The organism is Streptomyces melanosporofaciens (assembly GCF_900105695.1).
Lineage (GTDB): Bacteria > Actinomycetota > Actinomycetes > Streptomycetales > Streptomycetaceae > Streptomyces > Streptomyces antimycoticus.
The window spans coordinates 4,967,976-4,988,833 of sequence record NZ_FNST01000002.1; the positions used below are offsets into that span (position 1 = coordinate 4,967,976).

A 20,858-nucleotide genomic window follows, 5' to 3' on the forward strand; every position below is an offset into this window, starting at 1 on the left:
ACAATGTCGGGTGCTCATCGAACTGTTCACCCCGTCCGTCCAGCACGCGCTCGAAGTCGCCGGGATCTTCGTCTTCGCGATGTCCGGCGCGCTGCTCGCCGTGCGGAAGAACTTCGATGTCTTCGGTATGGCGGTGCTCGCCGAGGCCACCGCGCTGGGCGGCGGGATCTTCCGCGACCTGGTGATCGGCGCGGTGCCGCCCATCGCCTTCACCGATCTCGGGTACTTCCTCACCCCGCTCGTGGCCACCGGCATCGTCTTCTTCCTCCACCCCGAGGTCGAGCGGATCACCGCGGCGGTGGGGGTCTTCGACGCGGCGGGCCTCGGGTTGTTCTGCGTCGAGGGCACGATGAAGGCGCACGACTTCGGGCTCGGCGTCACCGCGTCCGTCACCCTCGGCATGGCCACGGCGGTCGGCGGCGGTGTGATCCGCGACCTGCTCGCCCATGAGGTGCCCTCGCTGCTGCGCTGGGACCGGGACCTGTACGCCGTCCCGGCCATCCTCGGCTCCTCGATAGCGGCGCTGCTGCTCCACTTCGACGCCCTCACGGCGGCCACGAGTGCGCTCGCGGCCGCCGTGACGTTTGTGGTGCGGCTGCTGGCGATGCGGTTCGGCTGGCGGGCGCCGCGGGCGTGGAACCGGCGCAGTACGGCGACGGAGGAGAGCTGAGGGGATCGGGGCGCGGGCCGCACCCAGTGTGAATGCCCTTGCGGTTATATAGCCGGGTCGTTATGTTGAGGTCATGGCCATACCGTTCGATGTGCTCGCGGAGCCGAGCCGTCGGCAGATCCTGGACCTCCTGCTGGAGCGGCCCCGCCTGGTCGGTGAGCTGACCGAGCATCTCGGGCTCACCCAGCCGGGCACCTCCAAGCACCTCCGGGTGCTGCGCGAGGCGGGTCTGGTGCGGGTCCGCCGGGACGCCCAGCGCCGCTGGTACGAGCTCTGCCCGGAGCCGCTCGCCGAGGTGGACGCCTGGCTCGCGCCGTACCGTCGGCTGTGGACCGACCGTCTCGACGCGCTCGAACGACATCTGGACACGATGCCGGATTCCCCCGACGCGACCGGCGAACCCGCCGCACCCGCCGTACCCGACGCACTCGACGGAGAAGCGCCATGAAGGACACCCTTGCCCAGACCGGCGGCGGCCGCTCGGCCCTGCGCCTGGAGCGCCGGCTCGCCCATCCCCCGGAGAAGGTCTGGCGAGCGCTGACCGACCCCGCCCAGCTCGTCCACTGGTTCCCCTCCGAGGTCCAGGTCGAGCTCAAGACCGGCGGCCGGATGGGCTTCGTCTTCCCCGGGCGCGAGGCCCCGGACATGGACGGCCTCGTCACCGAGCTCGACCCGCCCCACGTCTTCGCCTTCACCTGGGGCGAGGACGAGCTCCGCTGGGAGCTGCGCCCCGAGGGCGACGGCTGTGTGCTGACCCTCACCCACACCTTCGGCGACCGCTTCGGCGCGGCCAGCTTCGCCTCCGGCTGGCACGCCTGCATCACCGGTCTTGCGGCCCTGCTGGGCGGCGAGGAGATCGCCCACGGCGACATGGCCGAGCTGCACGAGAAGTACGTCGAGGCGTTCGGCCTGGCCGAGGGAGCGGTGGAGACCACCGAGGACGGCGGCTGGCGGCTGCGCTTCGAGCGCCAGCTGGTCCGCCCCGCCGAGACGGTCTGGCGGACGCTGACCGGCCCGGCCGACGACATCCCCGAACCGGCCGCCGGGGCGCCGGTCCCCTTCGGCTTCCGTACGGACGCGGTCCCGGCGGGCCCGATCACCGAGGCGCATCCGCCCCGGGTGCTCGCCTACGCCTGGGAGCGCGACGGCCGCCCCGCCGGAACGGTCCGCTGGGAGCTCACCCAGGGCACCGGCCACGGCGCCCGCCTCATCCTGACCCAGACCGGCCCGGCGGACGCGGAAGCGGAACGCACCGAAGCCCAAACAGCCTGGCGCCACCACATCGGCCTCCTGGCCGCCGAACTTCTCCGGGTGAGTGGCTGAAACCCAGCCCGTCCGGCGTTCGAGGACCGGGGTCCGGGGCGGAGCCCCACACGCGGCGGAGCCGCGTATCGGGAAGGGGCGGGGCAGGGGAGCAATCGCCGTAGGCGCAACCTCAGCCGTCGCCGAGGAACCCGCTCAGCGCAACCGCCAGCTCGGCAGGCGCATCCTCCTGCACCAGATGCCCCGCACCCTCGATCAGCCGAAACCGCGCCCCCGGGATGCGAGAGGCAAGCTCCCGCCCCCGCTCCACCGGAATCCAGGCGTCCTCCGCACCCCAGCAGACCAGCACGGGCAGGCGGATCTCGCCGTAACGGCCCTCGATCTCATCCGTGAACCGCTGATCGTTCTGCGTGATCTGCCGGTAGAACGCGGGCCGGCCCTCCGGGCCGCACCAGCCCTCCACGATCCGCTCCAGCACCTGCGGGGGGAGGCCCGTGGCGCTTCCCGAGCGGACGTACTCGCGCACCAGACCCCGGTGCAGCTCGGGCGGCAGTTGCCCGAAGACCTCATGATGAGCGCCGAGCAGCCGGTACGTAGGCGACCCCCAAGGCGCCAACGCCACCACGTCCACCAGCGCCAACCGGCGATACCGCGCACCGTGCAGCAGATGCGCACGGAGCGCGACGCATCCGCCGAAGTCATGGGCGACGACGGCCGGTTCCGCCCCGGCCCCGGTCAGCCCCCACGCGTCGAGCAGCTCGCCGAAGACCCGGCCCTGGGCGGCCAGCGAGACGTCCTGGTCCGCCCGCTTCTCGGAGGCCCCGTAGCCCGGCATGTCCCAGACGAACACCCGGTGCCGGTCGGCCAGCGCACGGGCCACGCCGCGCCACACGAACGACGAGAACGGCGTGCCGTGCAGCAGCACGACCGGCGGCGCGTCCGGCGCGCCGAGCGCGGCCCAGCGGACCTCGCCGGAGGAGCTGCGGTAGGTGCGGTCCAGCGTCCACTCGGTTTTCCACTCAGTGGCTGTCATGAGTAAAAACGTAGACGGTCCTTACCGTCGCTGTCGAGGGGCCGCGCGATGCGGTGCGATACAGGCCGCGAGAAGACCGTCCGCACGCGCACCCGCTACGCACCCCCCAACGCCTCGTAGAATCGAGGCCACCATGGTTTATCTCGACCACGCCGCCACCACTCCGATGCTCCCGGAGGCGGTGCAGGCGATGACCGCCCAGCTCGCCGTCACGGGCAACGCCTCCTCGCTGCACGCCGCCGGCCGGCGTGCCCGTCGTACCGTCGAGGAGTCGCGTGAATCCCTGGCCGCCTCGCTGGGTGCCCGCCCGAGCGAGGTCGTCTTCACCGCCGGCGGGACCGAGGCCGACAACCTCGCGATCAAGGGGCTCTACTGGTCCCGCAGGGACGCCGATCCGGCCCGCGTCCGCGTCCTCTCCAGCCCCGTGGAGCACCACGCCGTGCTCGACGCGGTCGACTGGCTCGCGGAGCACGAGGGCGCCCGGGTCGAATGGCTGCCGGTCGACCCCCTCGGGCGGGTCCACCCCGACGCGCTGCGCGAGGCGATCGCCCGCGACCCCTCGGACGTCGCCCTCGCCACCGTCATGTGGGCCAACAACGAGATCGGCACCGTCCAGCCGGTCCGTGAACTCGCCGCGGTCGCCGCCGAATTCGGCGTTCCGCTGCATGCCGACGCGGTCCAGGCGTTCGGTCAGATCGAGGTCGACTTCGCCGCCTCGGGGCTGGCCGCGATGACCGTCAGCGGTCACAAGATAGGCGGCCCCTACGGCATCGGCGCGCTGCTGCTCGGCCGTGAGCACACGCCGGTGCCCGTGCTGCACGGCGGCGGCCAGGAGCGTCAGGTGCGCTCCGGGACCCTCGACACCCCGGCCATCGCCGCCTTCGCCGTCGCCGGTGCGTATGCCACCGAGCACCGCGAGGATTTCGCGCGCGAGATCGGCGCGCTGCGCGACGCGCTGATCACCGCCGTCCGTACGGCGGTGCCCGACGCGGTTCTCGGCGGCGACCCCGATCCGGAGGGCCGGCTCCCCGCCAATGCCCACTTCTCCTTTCCCGGCTGCGAGGGCGATTCGCTGCTTCTGCTGCTGGACGCGCAGGGCATCGAATGCTCGACGGGCTCGGCCTGCACGGCCGGTGTCGCCCAGCCCAGCCATGTGGTCCTGGCCACCGGCAGCGACTCCGACCTGGCCCGCGGCACCCTGCGCTTCTCGCTCGGCCACACCTCGACCAAGGCCGATGTCGAGGCCGTCGCGGAGGCGATCGGCCCGGCGGTGGAGCGGGCGCGCGGGGCGGGGCTCAGCTGACGGGGCGGGGCATCGGCCGATGTCTCCGCCCCTCGGACCGCCACATCATAACCACGGAATTCGAATTGTTCTGGCGGCCATTTCACATAACCTACGGAACACTCTTCTCCGCTTGAAATGGCGGAGAGCCGTGGGAAAGGATTTCCCCGTCAACGGACCTGGCATGCGCGGAAAGCGCACAGGTTTTCTTCACGGGGAAATCCAGGAGTTCATCGATGTCGCAGCCTTCGCTGCCGCCGCACCACCCGTCGCACCAGCCCCCGCAGTCGCAGGGGGCGCAGCGGCCGCCGTCGCGGGGGCGGCGTGCCAAGCCCGCCCTGAAGCTGATCGTGGGCGGAGCCCTCGCCGTCGCCCTGGTGACCGGCTGCGGGTCCGGAGACGATGACGACGGCGGTAAGAACGGCGGGTCGTCCCAGGGCGCCCAGGCGAAGACGCTGGGCAAGGTCGCCATGCCGAAGGTCGGCAAGGAGACCAACACCATGGGCACCTGGGTCACGGACACGACCTTTGTGAAGGGCGACGTCAACAAGATCGTCGGCTACTCGCTCGACGGCGCCAAGTCGCGGTGGGAGATCCCGCTCGGCGGGCAGCTCTGCTGGGCCTCTCCGCATATGACCAAGGAGGGGCAGACCGCGGTCCTGTTCCGGGACGGCGCGGGCGAGGACGCGCTGTGCACCCGGGTCGGGCTGGTCGACCTGAAGAAGGGCAAGCTGGTCTGGCAGAAGGAGGGGTCGGACAGCGAGGGCAACGCCGGGGTGCAGTTCGACGAGGTCACCATCGGCGGCGGCACCGTCGCCGCGGGCGGCACCGGCGGCGGGGGAGCCTGGTCGCTGGACGGCAAGCCGCTGTGGAAGCCGGCCTACCTCGCGGACTGCGACGACAACGGCTACGCGGGCGGCGATGACAAGATCGTCGCGATCCGCGGCTGTGACAGCGAGGACTCCAGCACCGAGCGGCTGGAGGTCCAGACGGTGGACCCGAAGACCCGCGAGGTGACCTCGTCCTACAAGCTGGACGAGAAGGTCGAATACGCGCATGTGATCTCCACCGCGCCGCTCGTCGTGGCCGTCGACACCGGCGACTCGGACGCCGGGACGGGCACCACGGACATCCTGACCATCGACGACAGCGGCAAGCAGGGCAAGCTGCTCAGCACGATCGACGTCCTGGCCAAGGGATACCAGCCCAACTGCCCGGCCACGAGCGTGGAGGGCTGCGCCGAGCTCGCCCTCGACAAGGCGAGCAGCACCCTCTACCTCTCCTCCGAGGTGGACGTGGACCACGGCGGCCCGGGCGAGCGGATCAGCGGCCTGAACCTGAAGACCGGCAAGGAGACCGGGAAGACGAAGATGGCGGAGAGCAGGTCGCTGATCCCCATCCGGACCGATGACGACGGCGCCCTCATCGCCTATCTGGGCTCCATGTACAGCGAGGCCGGCGGGGTCGTGCGCGTCGACCCCAAGACCTTCGAGATGGAGACGCTCCAGACCCATCCGGACGACATGAAGGACGCGGAGTCCGGCATGGACGTCTACGGGGACTGCACCATGATCTACACCGGTAAGAAGCTCTACATCGGCGACAACCGGGCGAGCAGGCCCGCCAGCGGCGACGGCGCGGGCCGTCCGCTCGCCGTCGTCTTCGGCGCCTGAGCCCTCCACGGGGCCCGAGCGGTCCACGGCGCCTGAGCCGCCGTTCGCGGGCGTCCTACGTCGGCGTCCGTGGCAGGCGCACCGCTCGCACCGCCCGTATATAGCGGTCCCAGTCCCAGTGGCGGCCCGGGTCGGTGTGATCGGTGCCCGGCACCTCCACATGGCCGACGATGTGCTCACGGTCCCGCGGTATGCCGTACCGCTCGCAGATCGAGGCGGTCAGCCGTGCCGAGGCGCGGTACATCGCGTCCGTGAAGGAGCTCGGCTCGCTCACGAACCCCTCGTGCTCGATGCCGATGCTGCGCTCGTTGTACGGGCGGTTGCCCGCGTGGAACGCCACATCCAGCTCGCGCACCATCTGAGCGATATGCCCGTCGCGGCGCACCACATAGTGCGCCGCGGCGCGGTGTCCGGGGTCCCGGAAGACCCGTACCGCGTCGTCGTAGCTGCCCTGGACCACATGGATCACCACCCGGTCGATGGGGTAGTCGTCCGGCCGGTCGGCCCACCGCCAGTTCGCGCCCGAGGCCGCGATCCACTCCGCGCCCGGCTGGTCGACCGCGCCCGCCTTGCGCGGCTTTTCGATCCCGGGCAGCCGCCACCACATTCGGGACAGCTCGTCCCGCGCGGCATAGCCCGCGACCCCGGCCGCGCCGAGCCCGGCCGCCGAGCCCCCGATCAGGAGGGTGCGCCTGCTGACGCGGCGTCCACCGCCGGTGGTGCTCTCGCTCACGGAACGCTCAACGCGCGGGGGAGGGCATCCGGTTCCGGCCGCCGGGATCATGGCCAGAAGCCTTCGTTCCGAGCGACGGCCCTCTGGCCGTCCGGGTAGATGAACGTTGAACTGTCTCTGAGGTATCGCTGTTTCCGGGGCTCCGTACCTCGGAACGCATCCACCGGAATGTGTCCACCGGAACGTATCCACTGGAATGTGTCCATCCGCTCGACGAGGAGCTGACGGTATGCGCATCGGATTCGCCCTTCCCCAGTTCGGGCCGCTGGCCCACCACCCCGAGGACATCGCGCGGTTCGCCCGCCGGGCCGAGGAGCTCGGCGCGGACAGCCTGTGGGTCGGGGACCGCCTGCTCGCCCCGGTGGACCCGATCGTCGGCTACGCGGGCACCGATGTGATCCCGCCGGAATTCCGCGCCGCGCTGGATCCCTTCACCGTGCTGGCCACCGCCGCCGCGGCCACCGAGCGGGTTCAGCTCGGCACCGATGTCATCAACGCCCCCTGGTACCCGCCCGCGGTGCTCGCCCGCACCCTGACCACCATCGACGTGCTGAGCGCGGGCCGGCTGCTGGTCGGTCTCGGCACCGGCTGGTCCCCCGAGGAGTACGAGGCGGTCGACGTCCCCATGGCCGAGCGCGGCCGGCGCCTCGACGAATGCCTCGACGCGCTGGACGCCTGGTGGACCCGGAACCCGGTCGAGTACCGCGGGGACCACTGGACCGTGCCCGCCTCCCATGTCGACCTCAAACCGGCCTCCCGCCCCCATCCGCCCGTCTACCTCGCCGCCTTCGCGCCCGCGGCCATGCGCCGGGTGGCCCGGCGCGCCGACGGCTGGCTGCCCATCGCGGTCGTCCCGGCGGCGCCCGGCGCCCCCGACCCCATCGCCACCCTCGCCGAGGGGCTGGGCGGGGTGCGGGAAGCGGTCGAGCGGGAGGGCCGGGACCCGGCGGCGTTCGACGCGATCCTGCGCGTCAATCCCAGCGCCGGCGCCTCCGTGGACGACATCGCGACGACCTTGGTCCGGGCCGGGCGGGAGGCGGGCATCCAGCACGCCTTCGTCGATCTGATCTATCTCGGGAAGGACGCCGACCAGACCCTGGACCTCGTCCAGCGGGTGCTGGAGGGGGCCCGCGCGAGCTGAGCGGGGGCGGTGGCCGACCGGCTACTTACCCATTTAGTCGCTGGACAGGGAGCGACTTATGCTGGTCGGGTTATGACTGACTTCCCCGGTGCGCCCACAGGTCCCCGCGACGGCCGTCGGCTGCGCGTTCTCGCCGCCATGTCCGGCGGTGTGGACTCCGCGGTCGCCGCCGCGCGGGCGGCCGAGGCGGGCCACGATGTGACCGGCGTCCATCTCGCGCTCTCCGCCAACCCGCAGTCGTTCCGCACCGGCGCCCGCGGCTGTTGCACCATCGAGGACTCGCGGGACGCCCGGCGCGCCGCCGATGTGATCGGCATCCCCTTCTATGTGTGGGACCTCGCCGAGCGCTTTCGTGAGGACGTGGTCGAGGACTTCATCGCCGAGTACGAGGCGGGCCGTACCCCCAATCCGTGTCTGCGCTGCAACGAGAAGATCAAGTTCGCCGCGCTGCTGGACAAGGCGCTCGCGCTCGGCTTCGACGCCGTCTGCACCGGGCACTACGCCACGATCGTGGAGCGTGCGGACGGCTCGCGTGAGCTGCACCGCGCCAGCGATATGGCCAAGGACCAGTCCTATGTGCTCGGCGTGCTCGACGAGCGCCAGCTCGCCCACGCGATGTTCCCCCTCGGCGACACCCTGACCACCAAGGACGAGATCCGCGCTGAGGCCGAGCGGCGGGGCCTGGCGGTCGCCAAGAAGCCCGACAGTCATGACATCTGCTTCATCGCCGACGGCGACACCCAGGGCTTCCTGGCCGGTCATCTCGGCACCGCCGAGGGCGACATCGTCGACGAGGACGGGCACAAGCTGGGCACCCACGAGGGCGCGTACGGCTTCACCATCGGCCAGCGCCGGGGGCTGCGCATCGGCCACCCGGCGCCCGACGGGAAGCCGCGCTATGTCCTGGACATCTCCCCGGTGGACAACAGGGTCACGGTCGGCCCGGTCGAGGCCCTGGACGTGGCCGCCCTGACCGCCATCAAGCCGCGCTGGTGCGGAGCCCCTCCGGTGGGCCCCGGCAGCTACACCGCCCAGCTGCGCGCCCATGGCGGCGAGACCGAGGTGACAGCCGAGCCGATCGGGGTATCCGGGCTGCGGGTGACGTTCGCCGAGCCGGTGCGGGGCGTGGCCCCGGGGCAGGCGATCGTGCTCTACGACGACACCCGGGTGGTGGGCTCCGCCACCATCGCCACGACCGAGCGCGCCCAGGTGGTCGCCTCCTAGAGGGGCCGCCGGGCCCCGGAGGATATCCCCTTTCAACAAGGGAGAATATCCGCTTTTGGCAAGAAAGAAGCCGAAAGTCAGGATGGGGTGGATTATCTCCGTTTGGCGCAATCAGTTTCTCTGAAATTAACGTGCGTTCGGCCATTCCGGTGGCATGCGCCACGTGAATCTGGGAATGCGCCACGCGGACACGGGTGCCGTGGTCCGCTGTCTCAGCACCGGAGGTTCCGTTATTTCTGCGCAACCTGTACAGAAATTTGGCAACAATCCAGTTGATGTCAGGGACACTGATCACTACACAGAGGAGTACGTACCCAGCTTCGTCGAAAAGTGGGACTCGCTGATCGACTGGGACCGAAGGTCGGAGAGCGAGGGTACGTTCTTCATCGACCTGCTGCGCGAGCGCGGCGTCAAGAAGGTCCTCGACGTGGCCACGGGGACCGGCTTCCATTCGGTCCGGCTGCTCGAGGCCGGATTCGAGACCGTGAGCGCCGACGGCAGCGGCGAGATGCTCGCCCAGGCGTTCGCCAACGGGCTCAAGCACGGTGACCACATTCTCCGCGTCGTCCAGGCCGACTGGCGCTGGCTCAACCGCGACGCCCACGGCGAGTACGACGCCATCGTCTGCCTCGGGAACTCCTTCACACATCTGTTCTCCGAGCGCGACCGGCGCAAGGCGCTCGCGGAGTTCTACGCCATGCTCAAGCACGACGGAATCCTGGTCCTGGACCAGCGCAACTACGACGCGATCCTCGATCGCGGCTACAGCAGCAAGCACGTCTACTACTACTGCGGAGAAGACGTCGCCGTCGAACCGGAGTACGTGGACGAGGGGCTGGTGCGCATGCGCTACAGCTTCCCCGACGAATCCGTCTACCACCTCAACATGTTTCCGCTGCGCAAGGACTACACGCGCAGGCTGATGCAGGAGGTCGGCTTCCAGCGGATCGAGACGTACGGCGACTTCCAGCACACCTACCGGACGGAGCGCCCCGACTTCTTCATCCACGTCGCGGAGAAGGAATACATCGCGACGGACGAGCCGGCCGGACCGGCCGCTCCGGCCACCGGCGAGGGGGAGTACGCGGGAGCCGTCGGCACCGCCCGCGACTACTACAACTCCTCGGACGCCGACGCCTTCTACTGGCATGTCTGGGGCGGCGAGGACATCCACATCGGCATCTACGACCGGCCCGACGAGCCGATCGCCGAGGCCAGCAGGCGCACCGTGGCCCGGATGGCCGGGAAGCTCGACCTGACCGAGTCATCCGTCGTCCTCGACCTCGGGGCGGGCTTCGGCGGCTCCGCACGCTATCTGGCGGAGACGTACGGCTGCCGTGTCGTCGCGCTCAACCTCAGCGAGGTGGAGAACGAGCGCCATCGCGCGCTCAACGCCGAGCGGGGGCTGACCGAGGCCATCGAGGTGCTGGACGGCTCCTTCGAGCGGATCCCGCTGCCGGACAACAGCGTCGACGTCGTCTGGTCCCAGGACGCGTTCCTGCACAGCGGCAACCGGGCCCGCCCCCTGGAGGAGGCCGCCCGCGTCCTGCGCCCCGGAGGTCACCTCATCTTCACCGACCCCATGGCCGCCGACGGCTGCCCCGCCGAAACCCTCCGTCCCATCCTGGACCGCATCCATCTGGAGACCATGGGGTCGCCCGAGTTCTACCGCCATGAACTGGCGCGGCTCGGCTTCACCGAGGTCGCCGGCGGCTTCCAGGAGCACCGCGAGCAACTGATCACCCACTACGCGCGGGTGCTGGAAGAAACCCGCCGCCAGGAGGCCGACGGCCTGACGGAACACGTCAGCGCCGACTACCTCACCCATATGAAGAAGGGCCTCAGCAACTGGGTCGACGGCGGCACAAACCGCCATGTGACCTGGGGCATCTTCCACTTCACCCGCTGATCCCCGCCGGGTGGCCGGCGTGGCGGGCCCGCCCCGCCACCGGCCACCCCCGGGCGCTCACCCGGTGTTCGCGGTCAGGGAGAGGCCCGAGACCTGCTGGTGCAGGGCGGCGAGCGGTGCCGCGAGGTGTCCCTGGCCGGAGGCCGCGGACGGCGACGGAGCCTCGCCGGTGACGGCGAGGGCCTGTCGCCAGTAGCGCAGCGAGAACGAACCGGCGCGCGTGCCGCGACGGAACAGGGCGCGCAGATGCGCGCGGAACGCCGGTGTGTCGTCATGGCCGTCGATGCGGGCGTAGGTGCGCACGAAGTGGCCGAGCGCTTCGGCGCGCCGCTCCGGACAGCCGGAGACCAGGGCCTCGCCCGCCAGCGCGCAGGCGTCCAGCAGGCCGGCGTAGAACGACGCGACGTCGCCGACCTGGTGCGGCTGCGGTTGCCGGCGCCGGTCGGCCGCGGTGGCCAGGGCGTGGAGTTCGGCGTGGGCGAGCACGGTCGCGGCGGTCGGGTCGGCCGGTGGCGCGGGCACCGCGCCGTCGATGACGGCCTGGGCCAAGCGGCGCGGCAGACCAGCCGGGAGCGCCCAGCGCCAGTACCGCACCAGCCGATCGTGGGCGTCGTCCGGGCTGCCCACCCCGGCGAGCAGGGTGAGGCGGCGCGGCCGTTCCGGCGCGGGGCAGTCGTCCAGCGCGCGGAGCACCTCCCGGCGCCATGTCGCCTCCCGCAACTGTTCCTGGACCGCGTCCAGTTCGCGCACGACGAGTTCGGCCAGTGAGCGTTCCCCCGCCATGACCGGGGCGATCGCGGCGATGGGGGTGCCGAGCGCACGGAGGCGCTGGATCAGCCGGAGCCTGGGCAGCGCGTCCGCGGCGTATCTGCGGTGGCCGCCCGGGGTGCGTGCGCTCTCGGGCAGCAGCCCGATGTCCGAGTAGTAGCGGATGGTCTTCACCGGCAGTCCGGTGCGCCCGGCCAACTCGCCGATGCCCATCGTGTTCCCCCCGTGCGTGCCGCCCGTGTTCCCGCCTTGTGTGGCGCCCGTGTTCCCGCCGTGCGTGCCGCCCGTCACCGCCGCTTGAACCTCCCCCGCGCAGGAGCCCTTAGCGTCCGTGGCGAACGCCGCCGTCCGAGTATGCGCGGGGCGGCACTCGCCGAGGAGGATCATCCATGCGGATTCTGATCGTGACCGCCGGTTCGCGAGGCGACGTCGCCCCGTATACGGGCCTGGGGCGGCGCCTGCTGGCGGCCGGTCACGAGGTGGCCGTGGCCGCCCATCCGCCCTTCGCCGGGCTCGTCGGTGGATGCGGCCTGGACCACCGGCCGCTGCCGGGCGACCCGCGGGAGCTGATCCGCACCAGGGCCCGGGCCGCGTCGTGGGAGGAGACGCGGGCGGCGATGGCGGCGTTCCTGGACCGGCTCGCCGACGGGGTGGTGGCCGCGGCGGACGGGGCCGACCTGGTGCTCACCGCGTTCGGCCCGGCGGCGCTCAGCCGGACGGCCGGTGAGGCGTACGGCATCCCCGTCATCGGCACCTATCTCGCACCGGCCTGTGCCACGCGGGAGTTCCCGCCGGCCGGCGCGGAGGGCGGCGACGACCTGGGCCCGGACGGCAACCTGGCGGCGGGCATGAGGCTGCTGGCGGATGCCGGGGCGCTCCAGGCGGGGGCTGTGGCGGGGCTGCGCGCCCGGCTCGGGCTGCCGACCGTCACCTCGCAGCCGACGGGAGCGGACATCCGGCCGGTCTTCCACGGCTTCAGCCCGCTGGTCGTACCGCGCCCGGCGGACTGGCCGTCCCAGGTCGAGGTGGCCGGCTACTGGTGGCCCGCCCGGCCGCGCGACTGGCGGCCCCCGGCCGAACTGGTCGACTTCCTGCGGGCCGGTCCGCCGCCGGTGTTCATCGGGTTCGGCAGCATGGCGCCGGGCGAGGGGGAGCGGCTGGGCGAGCTGGTGACGGCGGCGGTGGCCCGGGCGGGCGTGCGCGCGGTGGTGCAGACGGGCTGGGCCGGGCTCGCCGCGGCGGGCGATGACGTCCTTACGGTCGGCGACCTCCCGCACGACTGGCTGTTCCCGCGCACGGCCGCCGTCGTCCACCACGCCGGAGCGGGCACCACCGCGGCCGGACTGCGCGCCGGGGTGCCCGCGGTGCCGGTGCCCGCCATGGCCGACCAGCCGTTCTGGGCGGCGCGGCTGCACCGGCTCGGCGTGGCCCCCCGGCCGCTGCCGCTCGACGCGCTGACCGCCGAATCCCTCGGCGCGGCGATCACGACCTGCCTGACCGAGCCCGCCCTCCGGCGCCGGGCGGCCGAGCTCGCCGACGCGATCGGCGCGGAGGATGGCGCGGCGGCGGTGCTTGCCTACGTGGGCTCCGTCCACGGGGTATGAGGCCGGACGCGGCGACAGAGCGTCGAGGGGGGGCCGTGCGGGTCTTGACGCCTGCGGCGTGCTGCTCCCCTCCCCGCCCTTTCCCGTAACCAGGGGCTCCGCCCCTGGACCCCGTGGCCCGGGGGCCAAGCCCCTGCCACGCGGCGCAGCCGCATACCGATGCTGCGGGAAGGGGCGGAGCCCGGATTTCGGGTCTGGGGCAGAGCCCCAGTTTCGGGAAGGGGCGGGGAGGGGAAAGATCCGCCGCACGGCGCGACCCGTGGCGCGGGGCGGCTGAGGGTGTCCGACCCGGCTCGTAGAGTGGCGGGCATGAACATCTGCGTCTTCTGCTCCGCCGCCGACCTCGATGACCGCTATACCGTCCCCGCCCGCGAATTCGCCGAGCTGATCGGCAAGGGCGGCCACACGCTGGTCTGGGGTGGGTCCGATGTCGGGCTGATGAAGGTGATGGCGGACGGGGTGCAGGAGCACGGGGGGCGGCTGGTCGGGATCTCGGTCGAGTTCCTCGCCGCCAAGGCCCGGGAGGGCGCCGACGAGATGGTGATCACCAAGGACCTCGCCGAGCGCAAGGCGGAGTTGCTGGCCCGAGCCGACGCGGTCGTGGTCATGGTCGGTGGCACCGGGACGCTGGACGAGGCGACCGAGATCCTGGAGCTGAAGAAGCACGGGCTGCACATCAAGCCGGTGGTGCTGCTCAACGCGGCGGGGTTCTACGACGGGCTGAAGCAGCAGTTCCAGCGGATGGAGGAGGAGCGGTTCCTGCCGATTCCGCTCAGTGAGCTCGTCTTCTTCGCGGAGAGCGGGGCCGAGGTCATGACGTATCTGGAATCCGTCTGAGCCGCGGTGCCATTACCGGTCCCGTTACAGGACGGGGGCGCCCGGCGGGAAGTCCGCCAGGGTTTCGGGCATGGGATCGCGCCAAGCCGGGACCGTTGTCGGGGCGCGTCCGGCGGTGAGGCAAGCTGGGGAGCATGGGAACGCATCTGATCACTGGGGCAGGCTCGGGCATCGGCGCGGCGATCACCGAGCGGCTGGCCGAGCGTGGCGAGGAGCTGTGGCTGCTGGCGCGGGACGCCGGGCGGGCGAAGGAGCTGACGGAGCGGTTCCCGGGGGTGCGGACGGTCGTCGGCGACTTGGCGGACCCGGACCGGCTCTCCTGGGCGCTGGGCCACCAGACGCTGCCCGACCGCCTCGACTCGCTGCTGCACATCGCCGGGGTGGTCGACCTGGGCGAGGTCGGTGAGCTGACCCCGAAGGCGTGGACCCGCCAGCTCAACGCCAACCTCGTGGCCCCCGCCGAGCTGACCCGCCTGCTGCTGCCGCAACTGCGGCTGGCCCAGGGGCATGTCATCTTCGTCAACTCCGGCGCCGGGCTGCGTGCCAACGCCCAGTGGGCCGCGTACGCCGCCAGCAAGCACGGACTCAAGGCGCTGGCCGACGCGCTGCGCTGGGAGGAGAGCGGCAACGGCCTGCGGGTGACCACGGTCTACCCGGGGCGTACGGCCACCCCGATGCAGGTGAAGGTGCACCAGCAGGAGGGCAAGGAGTACGACGCGGAGCGCTGGATGGAGCCCGGGACCGTGGCGACGACCATCCTGACCGCACTCGATCTGCCGCGCGACGCCGAAATCACCGACATTCAGGTCCGCCCCCGCAGCTAAGCGCCCGAAGGGGCGCGGGGCTGTGTCGATATGCGGCTCCGCCGCGGGGGCGCGACCAGCCACAACGACGCCGCAGACGACCGACGGCACTTCGGGGCACCCCCAGCGGAGCGCTTAGGCTTCGCGGGTGAGCGACAAGAGCAGCAACACGCACCACTGGGGCCCGGGGGCCGCGAGCGGCGTCGGGTCGATGCCGGGCGGCGACGCGCGGGAGGCAGTGAAGACCGTCACCGGGTCGCTGGAGGCCCTGCCGTATCTCCCGGAGCTGCCCGCGCGGGGGCCCGGCGCGGACATGATCGGGCGCACCGCCGGGATGCTGGTCGAGCTGTACGCGCATGTGGAGCCGAGCGGCTGGCGGATCAGCGACCGGCCCGGCCGCGACACCCGGCGGGCCCGCGCCTGGATGGGCGAGGACCTCGATGCGCTGGAGGAGTTCACCCAGGGGTACCAGGGGGCGCTCAAGGTGTCGGCCGTGGGCCCCTGGACCCTGGCCGCCTCCCTCGAACTGCGCGGCGGCGAGGTCGCGCTGAGCGACCCGGGCGCCTGCCGCGATCTGACGGCCTCGCTCGCCGAAGGGTGCCGCGCCCATCTCGCCGAGGTGCGCCGCCGGGTGCCGGGCGCCGAGGTGGTGCTGCAGCTCGACGAGCCGTCGCTGACCTCGGTACTGCGCGGGAGCATCCGCAGCGCCAGTGGCTACCGCACCCACGCCGCCGTGGACCGGGGCGTGGTCGAGGGGGCGCTGCGGACTCTGGTGGAGGCGGCCGGCGGGCCGGTGGTGGTGCACTCGTGCGCGCCTGCCGTGCCGTTCGGGCTGCTGCGCCGCGCGGGCGTCGAGGGGATCTCCTTTCCTCTGTCGCTACTCACGGAGAGTGAGGAGGAGGCGATCGGGGAGGCTGTGGAAGGTGGTACGGCGCTGCTCATCGGCGCGGTACCGGGCACCGATGCCCCATTGTCGGACCCTGCCGGTAGCGTCAGTGGTGTCAGGACGCTGTGGCGCAGGCTGGGGCTGTCACCGGAGACTCTCGCGGAATCCGTGGTGATCACCCCGTCGTGCGGGCTCGCGGGCGCCTCGCCCGGGTACGCCCGCGCCGCGCTGGCCCACTGCGTTCAGGCGGCGAGATCGCTCGCGGACAACCCTGAGTAACGGGAGGACGACACGGTGGCCGGCGAACAGCAGTCGAAGGTCCCCGCCGAGGTGCGGGAGAGGCATGCCAGGCTCGCTGAGCAGATCGAGGAGCACCGCTTCCGGTACTACGTGAAGGACGCGCCCGTCGTCAGCGACGCGGAGTTCGACAAGCTCCTGCGCGAGCTGGAGGCGCTGGAGGAGGAGACCCCCGCGCTCCGTACGCCCGATTCGCCGACCCAGAAGGTCGCGGGCGCGTACGAAACGGAGTTCACCGAGGTCGAGCACCGCGAGCGGATGCTCAGCCTGGACAACGCGTTCGACGACGATGAGCTGGCCACCTGGGCGGATCGCATCGCCAAGGAGTTGGGCAGCGGCGCGTACCACTTCCTGTGCGAGCTGAAGGTGGACGGCCTCGCGGTCAACCTCACCTATGAGCACGGGCGGCTGACCCGTGCCGCGACCCGTGGTGACGGCCGCACCGGCGAGGACATCACCCCCAATGTGCGCACGATCGCCAAGATCCCCAACCGGCTGACGGGCGACCGGATCCCGGCGCTGGTGGAGGTGCGCGGCGAGGTCTTCCTGGCCCGCGAGCGGTTCGAGGAGCTCAACGCCGGGCTGGTCGAGGCGGGCAAGCCGCCGTTCGCCAACCCCCGGAACGCGGCGGCGGGTTCGCTGCGCCAGAAGGACCCGAAGGTCACCGCGTCCCGGCCGCTGGACATGGTGGTGCACGGCATCGGAGCGCGCGAGGGCTTCGACATCGACCGGCTGTCGCAGGCGTACGAGCTGCTGCACGAGTGGGGGCTGCCCACCGCCGCCCACTTCAAAGTGGTGGACACGATCGAGGCCGTGCGCGAGTACATCGCGTACTACGGGGACAGCGAGCACCGGCACTCGGTGGAGCACGAGATCGACGGCGCGGTCGTCAAGCTGGACGAGATCCCGCTGCAGGGCCGGCTGGGCTCCACCTCGCGGGCGCCGCGCTGGGCGATCGCCTGGAAGTTCCCGCCCGAGGAGGTCAACACCAAGCTGGTCGACATCCGGGTGGGCGTGGGGCGCACGGGGCGGGTGACGCCTTATGCGGTGGTCGAGCCGATCACGGTCGCGGGTTCGGAGGTCGAATTCGCGACGCTGCACAACCAGGATGTCGTCAAGGCCAAAGGTGTGCTGATCGGTGACACCGTGGTGCTGCGCAAAGCGGGCGACGTCATTCCGGAAATCCTGGGTCCGGTCGTCGATCTGCGGGACGGCAGCGAGCGGGAATTCGTGATGCCGGCCGCCTGTCCCGAGTGCGATACACCGCTGCAGCCCGCCAAGGAGGGCGATGTCGATCTGCGGTGTCCCAACAGCCGGTCCTGCCCGGCGCAGCTGCGCGAGCGGATTTTCTATCTCGCCGGGCGGAAATCGCTGGACATCGAGAACCTCGGCTATGTCGCCGCCGCCGCCCTCACTCAGCCGCTGGAACCGACCGATCCGCCGGTGAAGGACGAGGGTGATCTGTTCGACCTGAAGATCGAACAATTGCTGCCCATTCGGTCGTATGTACTGGACCCGGACAGCGGACTGCCCAAGCGCGATCCGGAGACCGGCGAGGAGAAGGTCGTCACCTTCTTCGCCACCCAGAAGGGCGAGGCGAAGAAGAACGCCCTGGCGATGCTGGCCAATATCGAGGCGGCCAAGGAGCGCCCGCTGGCCCGGATCATCACCGGCCTTTCGATCCGTCATGTCGGCCCCGTCGCCGCCACCGCACTGGCCCGTGAATTCCGCTCGCTGGACCGGATCGCCGAGGCGGGCGAGGAGGAGCTGGCGGCCGTGGAGGGGGTGGGGCCGACCATCGCCGCCTCGGTCAAGGAGTGGTTCGCGGTCGACTGGCACCGCGAGATCCTCGAGAAATGGCGGCGGGCCGGGGTCCGGCTGGAGGAGGAGGGCGGCGAGGACGAAGGCCCTCGTCCGCTGGAGAGCCTCACCGTCGTCGTCACCGGAACACTCCAGTCGTACACCCGAGATGGGGCCAAAGAGGCGCTGCAGAGCCGTGGTGCCAAAGTCACCGGATCGGTTTCGAAAAAGACCGATTTCGTAGTAGTCGGCGACAATCCGGGCTCCAAGTACGACAAAGCCATGCAGGTGAAGGTTCCCGTGCTCGATGAGGACGGATTTGGCGTCCTCCTCGAACAGGGACCGGACGCGGCGAGAGAGGTCGCGATGACGCCTCCGGAAGAGTCCGCGGAGTAGCACGGATGGCCCGTGGAGCGGCGGTTGGAGTAGCCGCTCCACCCATCCGGCGCAGTGGTCCGGCCATCTTGTCCGCCCGGTGGGTGCAAAGCTGGCCGGATTACGACTGGGAGCACTTCCCGGGTACAGCCGGCGGGCATCACCCTTACAGCGCATAGCAGAAGGTCATGGATCGTCGGGCGGCATTCGGGGAACCGTCGCCGATCGCCGCCCGTCTTCCCCTTCTGCCGCCTACTGTTGAGGTGTGTGCCCGCCGTGGCGCTGGCACCGCCGGCTGTGAGAGGGACGGGTATGAAACCGACCGAAAGCGCCGCCCCGGCGTCGCGGCTGCGCCGGGCCGTGCTGCCCGCGCTGCCGGCCGCGGCGGTCGCCATGGCGGCTTTCGCACTCGGCATCGGGGTATTCCGAGTGCTCGACGCGGGCAATGCGCTCTTTCCCGACGGCACCGTGGGCTGGTCGCTCGCCGTGCTCACCGGAATCATCGTCGGCCATCTGGTCGCCCTCGGGCGCGACCGCTGGTGGGGCGGCACCGGTTCCGGGGCCGCGTTAACCCTGGCCGCGCTGCTGCTCTACGGCTGGATCCCGGCCGTGCTGGTCAGCCTCGCCGTGGTCGTCCTGGTCGGCGCCGCCCGCCGGCACCGATGGCGGCAGGCCGCCCTGCACGGCGCGGTCGACATTCTCGGGGTCGGCGCGGCCGCCCTCACCCTCGCCGCCTTCGGCACCACCCCCTCGGTGGAACACCCCTGGCGCACCGACACCTGGGACGTCTCCGCCATCCCCCAGACGGCCCTGGCCGCCTTCGTCTATCTCGCGGTGACCCGCGCCCTGCTGTGGTGCTCCCTCGCCCCGCCCGGCGCCGGGTTGCCCACCGTCGCCCGCACCGCCCTCTTCCGGCAGGCCCTCGTCGGCATCGCACTCCTCGGCATCGCCCCGCTCATCGTGGTCGTCGCCGGGGACACCCCGCTGCTGCTCCCGCTGTTCGCGGTGCCGCTGGTCGCCCTGGACTCCACGCTGTGGATCGCCCGGGTCCGCGCCGAGGAGCAGTTGCGCGACCCGCTCACCGGGCTGCCCAACCGCCAGTGGCTGCTGGAGCGCACCTGGACCGCGCTGGACGAGTCCGAGCGGGCCGGCACCCGCACCGCGCTGGTCCTGCTGGACCTCGACCGCTTCCGTTCGGTCAACGACACCCTGGGCCATCTGGCCGGTGACCGGCTGCTGCTGCAGATCGCCGAGCGGCTGCGGCTCGCTCTGCCCCGCGGGGCGGAGGTGGCGCGGCTCGGCGGCGACGAGTTCGCGGTGCTGCTGCCCACCACCGACTCGCTCACCAGTGCCCAGCGCAGCGCCCGCGTCCTCGTCGGCGACCTCGGCTCCCCCCTCGACCTGGACGGGCTGACCCTGGTGCTGGAGGCCAGCGCCGGGGTCGCCGTCTACCCCGACCACGCACTGGACGCCGAGGGGCTGCTGCGCCGCGCCGACGTCGCGATGTACCAGGCCAAGCGGGACCGCAGCGGAGTCGAGCTCTACGAGGCCCGGCGGGACGGCAACACCCCCGACCGGCTCGGTCTGCTCGGCGATCTGCGGCGCGCCCTGGACGCGGGCGACGTCGAGCTGCACTACCAGCCCAAGGTCGGCTTCGACGGGCATGTGGCGGGCCTGGAGGCGCTGGTGCGCTGGGTCCACCCGGACCGGGGCAGGGTGCCGCCGGACGAGTTCATCTCCATGGCCGAGAGCTCCGGGCTGATGCCCCGGCTGACCGAGTACGTCCTGGAGACGGCGCTGGGCCAGGTCGCGCGCTGGCGCGCCGACGGCCTCGAGGTGCCGGTCGCGGTCAATGTCTCGCCGCGCGATGTCCACACCCCCGGCTTCGCGGGCGCGGTCGCCGGGCGGCTGGCCCGGCACGGCGTCCCCGCGGGCGCCCTGCAGCTGGAGATAACCGAGCACGTCCTGCTGGAGGACCCGCAGCGGGCCGCCGACACCCTGGCCGGGCTCACCGGCCACGGCGTGAAGATGTCGCTCGACGACTTCGGGACGGGCTATTCCTCGCTGGTCCATCTGCGGCGGCTGCCGGTGAGCGAGCTCAAGATCGACCGTTCCTTCGTGGCCCGGCTGGCCGTGGACAACGAGGACGCCGAGATCGTCCGCTGTACGGTCGACCTCGCCCACTCGCTGGGCCTGCTCGTGGTGGCCGAGGGCGTCGAGGACGACGAGACCTGGGAGCGGCTGCGGGATCTGGGCTGCGACGCCGTGCAGGGCTGGCTGGTGGCCGCCGCGATGCCGCCGGACGAGACGACGGCGTGGCTGCGGGCGCGGGGCGAGGGCGGCTGGCATCGCGAGACGGCGGAGCCGTCGGACCAGGCGCAGGCTCCCGCGGAGGAAGACGCGGATCAGCCAGTGACATGAGGGCGCCGCCCCCGGGCGCCCCCGGGCGTTACGTCGTCGGCCGCGGGCCGGTGGGTGCGTTGTGCCCACCCGTTCCTCCCCGCTGAGGGAGCGCCCGTGACGCGGGTGCACCAAAGCCTTTCGCGCGCCGTGTGTGGAG

General features: G+C 71.7%; 17 protein-coding genes. 14 read left to right on the forward strand and 3 right to left on the reverse strand.

Features of this window, described 5'->3' with window-relative positions:
• Nucleotides 1–10 precede the first annotated feature (10 nt).
• The 3 genes from BLV72_RS24395 to BLV72_RS24405 all read left to right on the forward strand — a co-directional run bounded on the left by BLV72_RS24395 (nt 11) and on the right by BLV72_RS24405 (nt 1,993).
• Nucleotides 11–670: a trimeric intracellular cation channel family protein gene (locus BLV72_RS24395; protein ID WP_059144113.1), complete on the forward strand. Its 660-nt coding sequence runs from the start codon at nt 11–13 to the stop codon at nt 668–670.
• A gap of 73 nt (nt 671–743) precedes the next feature.
• Nucleotides 744–1,118 carry an ArsR/SmtB family transcription factor gene (locus BLV72_RS24400; protein ID WP_093464849.1) on the forward strand — a complete coding sequence of 125 codons (375 nt, stop codon included), beginning with the start codon at nt 744–746 and terminating at the stop codon, nt 1,116–1,118.
• Nucleotides 1,115–1,993: an SRPBCC family protein gene (locus BLV72_RS24405; protein ID WP_093464851.1), complete on the forward strand. Its 879-nt coding sequence runs from the start codon at nt 1,115–1,117 to the stop codon at nt 1,991–1,993. Before BLV72_RS24400 ends, BLV72_RS24405 begins: the two co-directional genes overlap by 4 nt.
• Nucleotides 1,994–2,105: 112 nt before the next feature.
• Here BLV72_RS24405 and BLV72_RS24410 read toward each other — a convergent pair whose 3' ends face one another.
• A complete protein-coding gene (locus BLV72_RS24410; RefSeq protein WP_093464852.1) occupies nt 2,106–2,966 on the reverse strand; it encodes an alpha/beta fold hydrolase in 861 nt (286 codons plus the stop codon).
• A gap of 133 nt (nt 2,967–3,099) precedes the next feature.
• Here BLV72_RS24410 and BLV72_RS24415 point away from each other — a divergent pair, with 133 nt between their 5' ends.
• Together BLV72_RS24415 and BLV72_RS24420 are read left to right on the forward strand one after the other, a co-directional pair.
• The gene (locus tag BLV72_RS24415; RefSeq protein ID WP_093464854.1) at nt 3,100–4,269 is read left to right on the forward strand and encodes a cysteine desulfurase family protein; all 1,170 of its coding nucleotides are present in this window, start codon (nt 3,100–3,102) and stop codon (nt 4,267–4,269) included.
• Between the two features lie 215 nt (nt 4,270–4,484).
• Nucleotides 4,485–5,921, forward strand: a complete 1,437-nt coding sequence (locus tag BLV72_RS24420) for a PQQ-binding-like beta-propeller repeat protein (protein ID WP_244320947.1) — start codon at nt 4,485–4,487, stop codon at nt 5,919–5,921.
• 55 nt (nt 5,922–5,976) lie between these two features.
• Here BLV72_RS24420 and BLV72_RS24425 read toward each other — a convergent pair whose 3' ends face one another.
• On the reverse strand, nt 5,977–6,705 hold the full coding sequence (locus BLV72_RS24425) for an N-acetylmuramoyl-L-alanine amidase (protein WP_425288392.1): 729 nt from the start codon (nt 6,703–6,705) through the stop codon (nt 5,977–5,979).
• Between the two features lie 178 nt (nt 6,706–6,883).
• On the opposite strand from BLV72_RS24425, the gene BLV72_RS24430 reads away from it, so the two are divergent.
• The 3 genes from BLV72_RS24430 (at nt 6,884) to BLV72_RS24440 (ending at nt 10,928) form a co-directional block, all read left to right on the forward strand.
• Nucleotides 6,884–7,795: a TIGR03619 family F420-dependent LLM class oxidoreductase gene (locus tag BLV72_RS24430; RefSeq protein ID WP_093464857.1), complete on the forward strand. Its 912-nt coding sequence runs from the start codon at nt 6,884–6,886 to the stop codon at nt 7,793–7,795.
• A 72-nt stretch (nt 7,796–7,867) separates the two neighbouring features.
• Nucleotides 7,868–9,019: a tRNA 2-thiouridine(34) synthase MnmA gene (gene mnmA, locus BLV72_RS24435; protein WP_093464859.1), complete on the forward strand. Its 1,152-nt coding sequence runs from the start codon at nt 7,868–7,870 to the stop codon at nt 9,017–9,019.
• Between the two features lie 154 nt (nt 9,020–9,173).
• On the forward strand, nt 9,174–10,928 hold the full coding sequence (locus BLV72_RS24440; RefSeq protein WP_079059368.1) for a glycine/sarcosine N-methyltransferase: 1,755 nt from the start codon (nt 9,174–9,176) through the stop codon (nt 10,926–10,928).
• Nucleotides 10,929–10,985: 57 nt separating this feature from the next.
• Here BLV72_RS24440 and BLV72_RS24445 read toward each other — a convergent pair whose 3' ends face one another.
• Nucleotides 10,986–11,909 (reverse strand): helix-turn-helix domain-containing protein, encoded by a 924-nt coding sequence (locus tag BLV72_RS24445; protein WP_244320949.1) that lies wholly within the window; start codon nt 11,907–11,909, stop codon nt 10,986–10,988.
• A gap of 176 nt (nt 11,910–12,085) precedes the next feature.
• Here BLV72_RS24445 and BLV72_RS24450 point away from each other — a divergent pair, with 176 nt between their 5' ends.
• From BLV72_RS24450 to BLV72_RS24475, 6 genes are all read left to right on the forward strand, one after another.
• Complete coding sequence (locus BLV72_RS24450) at nt 12,086–13,300, forward strand: glycosyltransferase (protein WP_093464862.1); 1,215 nt, start codon at nt 12,086–12,088, stop codon at nt 13,298–13,300.
• 309 nt (nt 13,301–13,609) lie between these two features.
• The gene (locus BLV72_RS24455; RefSeq protein ID WP_093464863.1) at nt 13,610–14,137 is read left to right on the forward strand and encodes an LOG family protein; all 528 of its coding nucleotides are present in this window, start codon (nt 13,610–13,612) and stop codon (nt 14,135–14,137) included.
• A 134-nt stretch (nt 14,138–14,271) separates the two neighbouring features.
• Nucleotides 14,272–14,961, forward strand: coding sequence for an SDR family oxidoreductase (locus BLV72_RS24460; protein ID WP_093464864.1), 690 nt, complete (start codon nt 14,272–14,274; stop codon nt 14,959–14,961).
• A 190-nt stretch (nt 14,962–15,151) separates the two neighbouring features.
• The gene (locus BLV72_RS24465; RefSeq protein WP_093470522.1) at nt 15,152–16,105 is read left to right on the forward strand and encodes a methionine synthase; all 954 of its coding nucleotides are present in this window, start codon (nt 15,152–15,154) and stop codon (nt 16,103–16,105) included.
• A gap of 15 nt (nt 16,106–16,120) precedes the next feature.
• Entirely contained in the window at nt 16,121–18,319 is a 2,199-nt protein-coding gene (gene ligA, locus BLV72_RS24470; protein WP_093464866.1) for an NAD-dependent DNA ligase LigA, read from the forward strand.
• A 291-nt stretch (nt 18,320–18,610) separates the two neighbouring features.
• The gene (locus BLV72_RS24475; RefSeq protein WP_093464867.1) at nt 18,611–20,719 is read left to right on the forward strand and encodes a putative bifunctional diguanylate cyclase/phosphodiesterase; all 2,109 of its coding nucleotides are present in this window, start codon (nt 18,611–18,613) and stop codon (nt 20,717–20,719) included.
• The last annotated feature ends 139 nt before the right edge of the window (nt 20,720–20,858 follow it).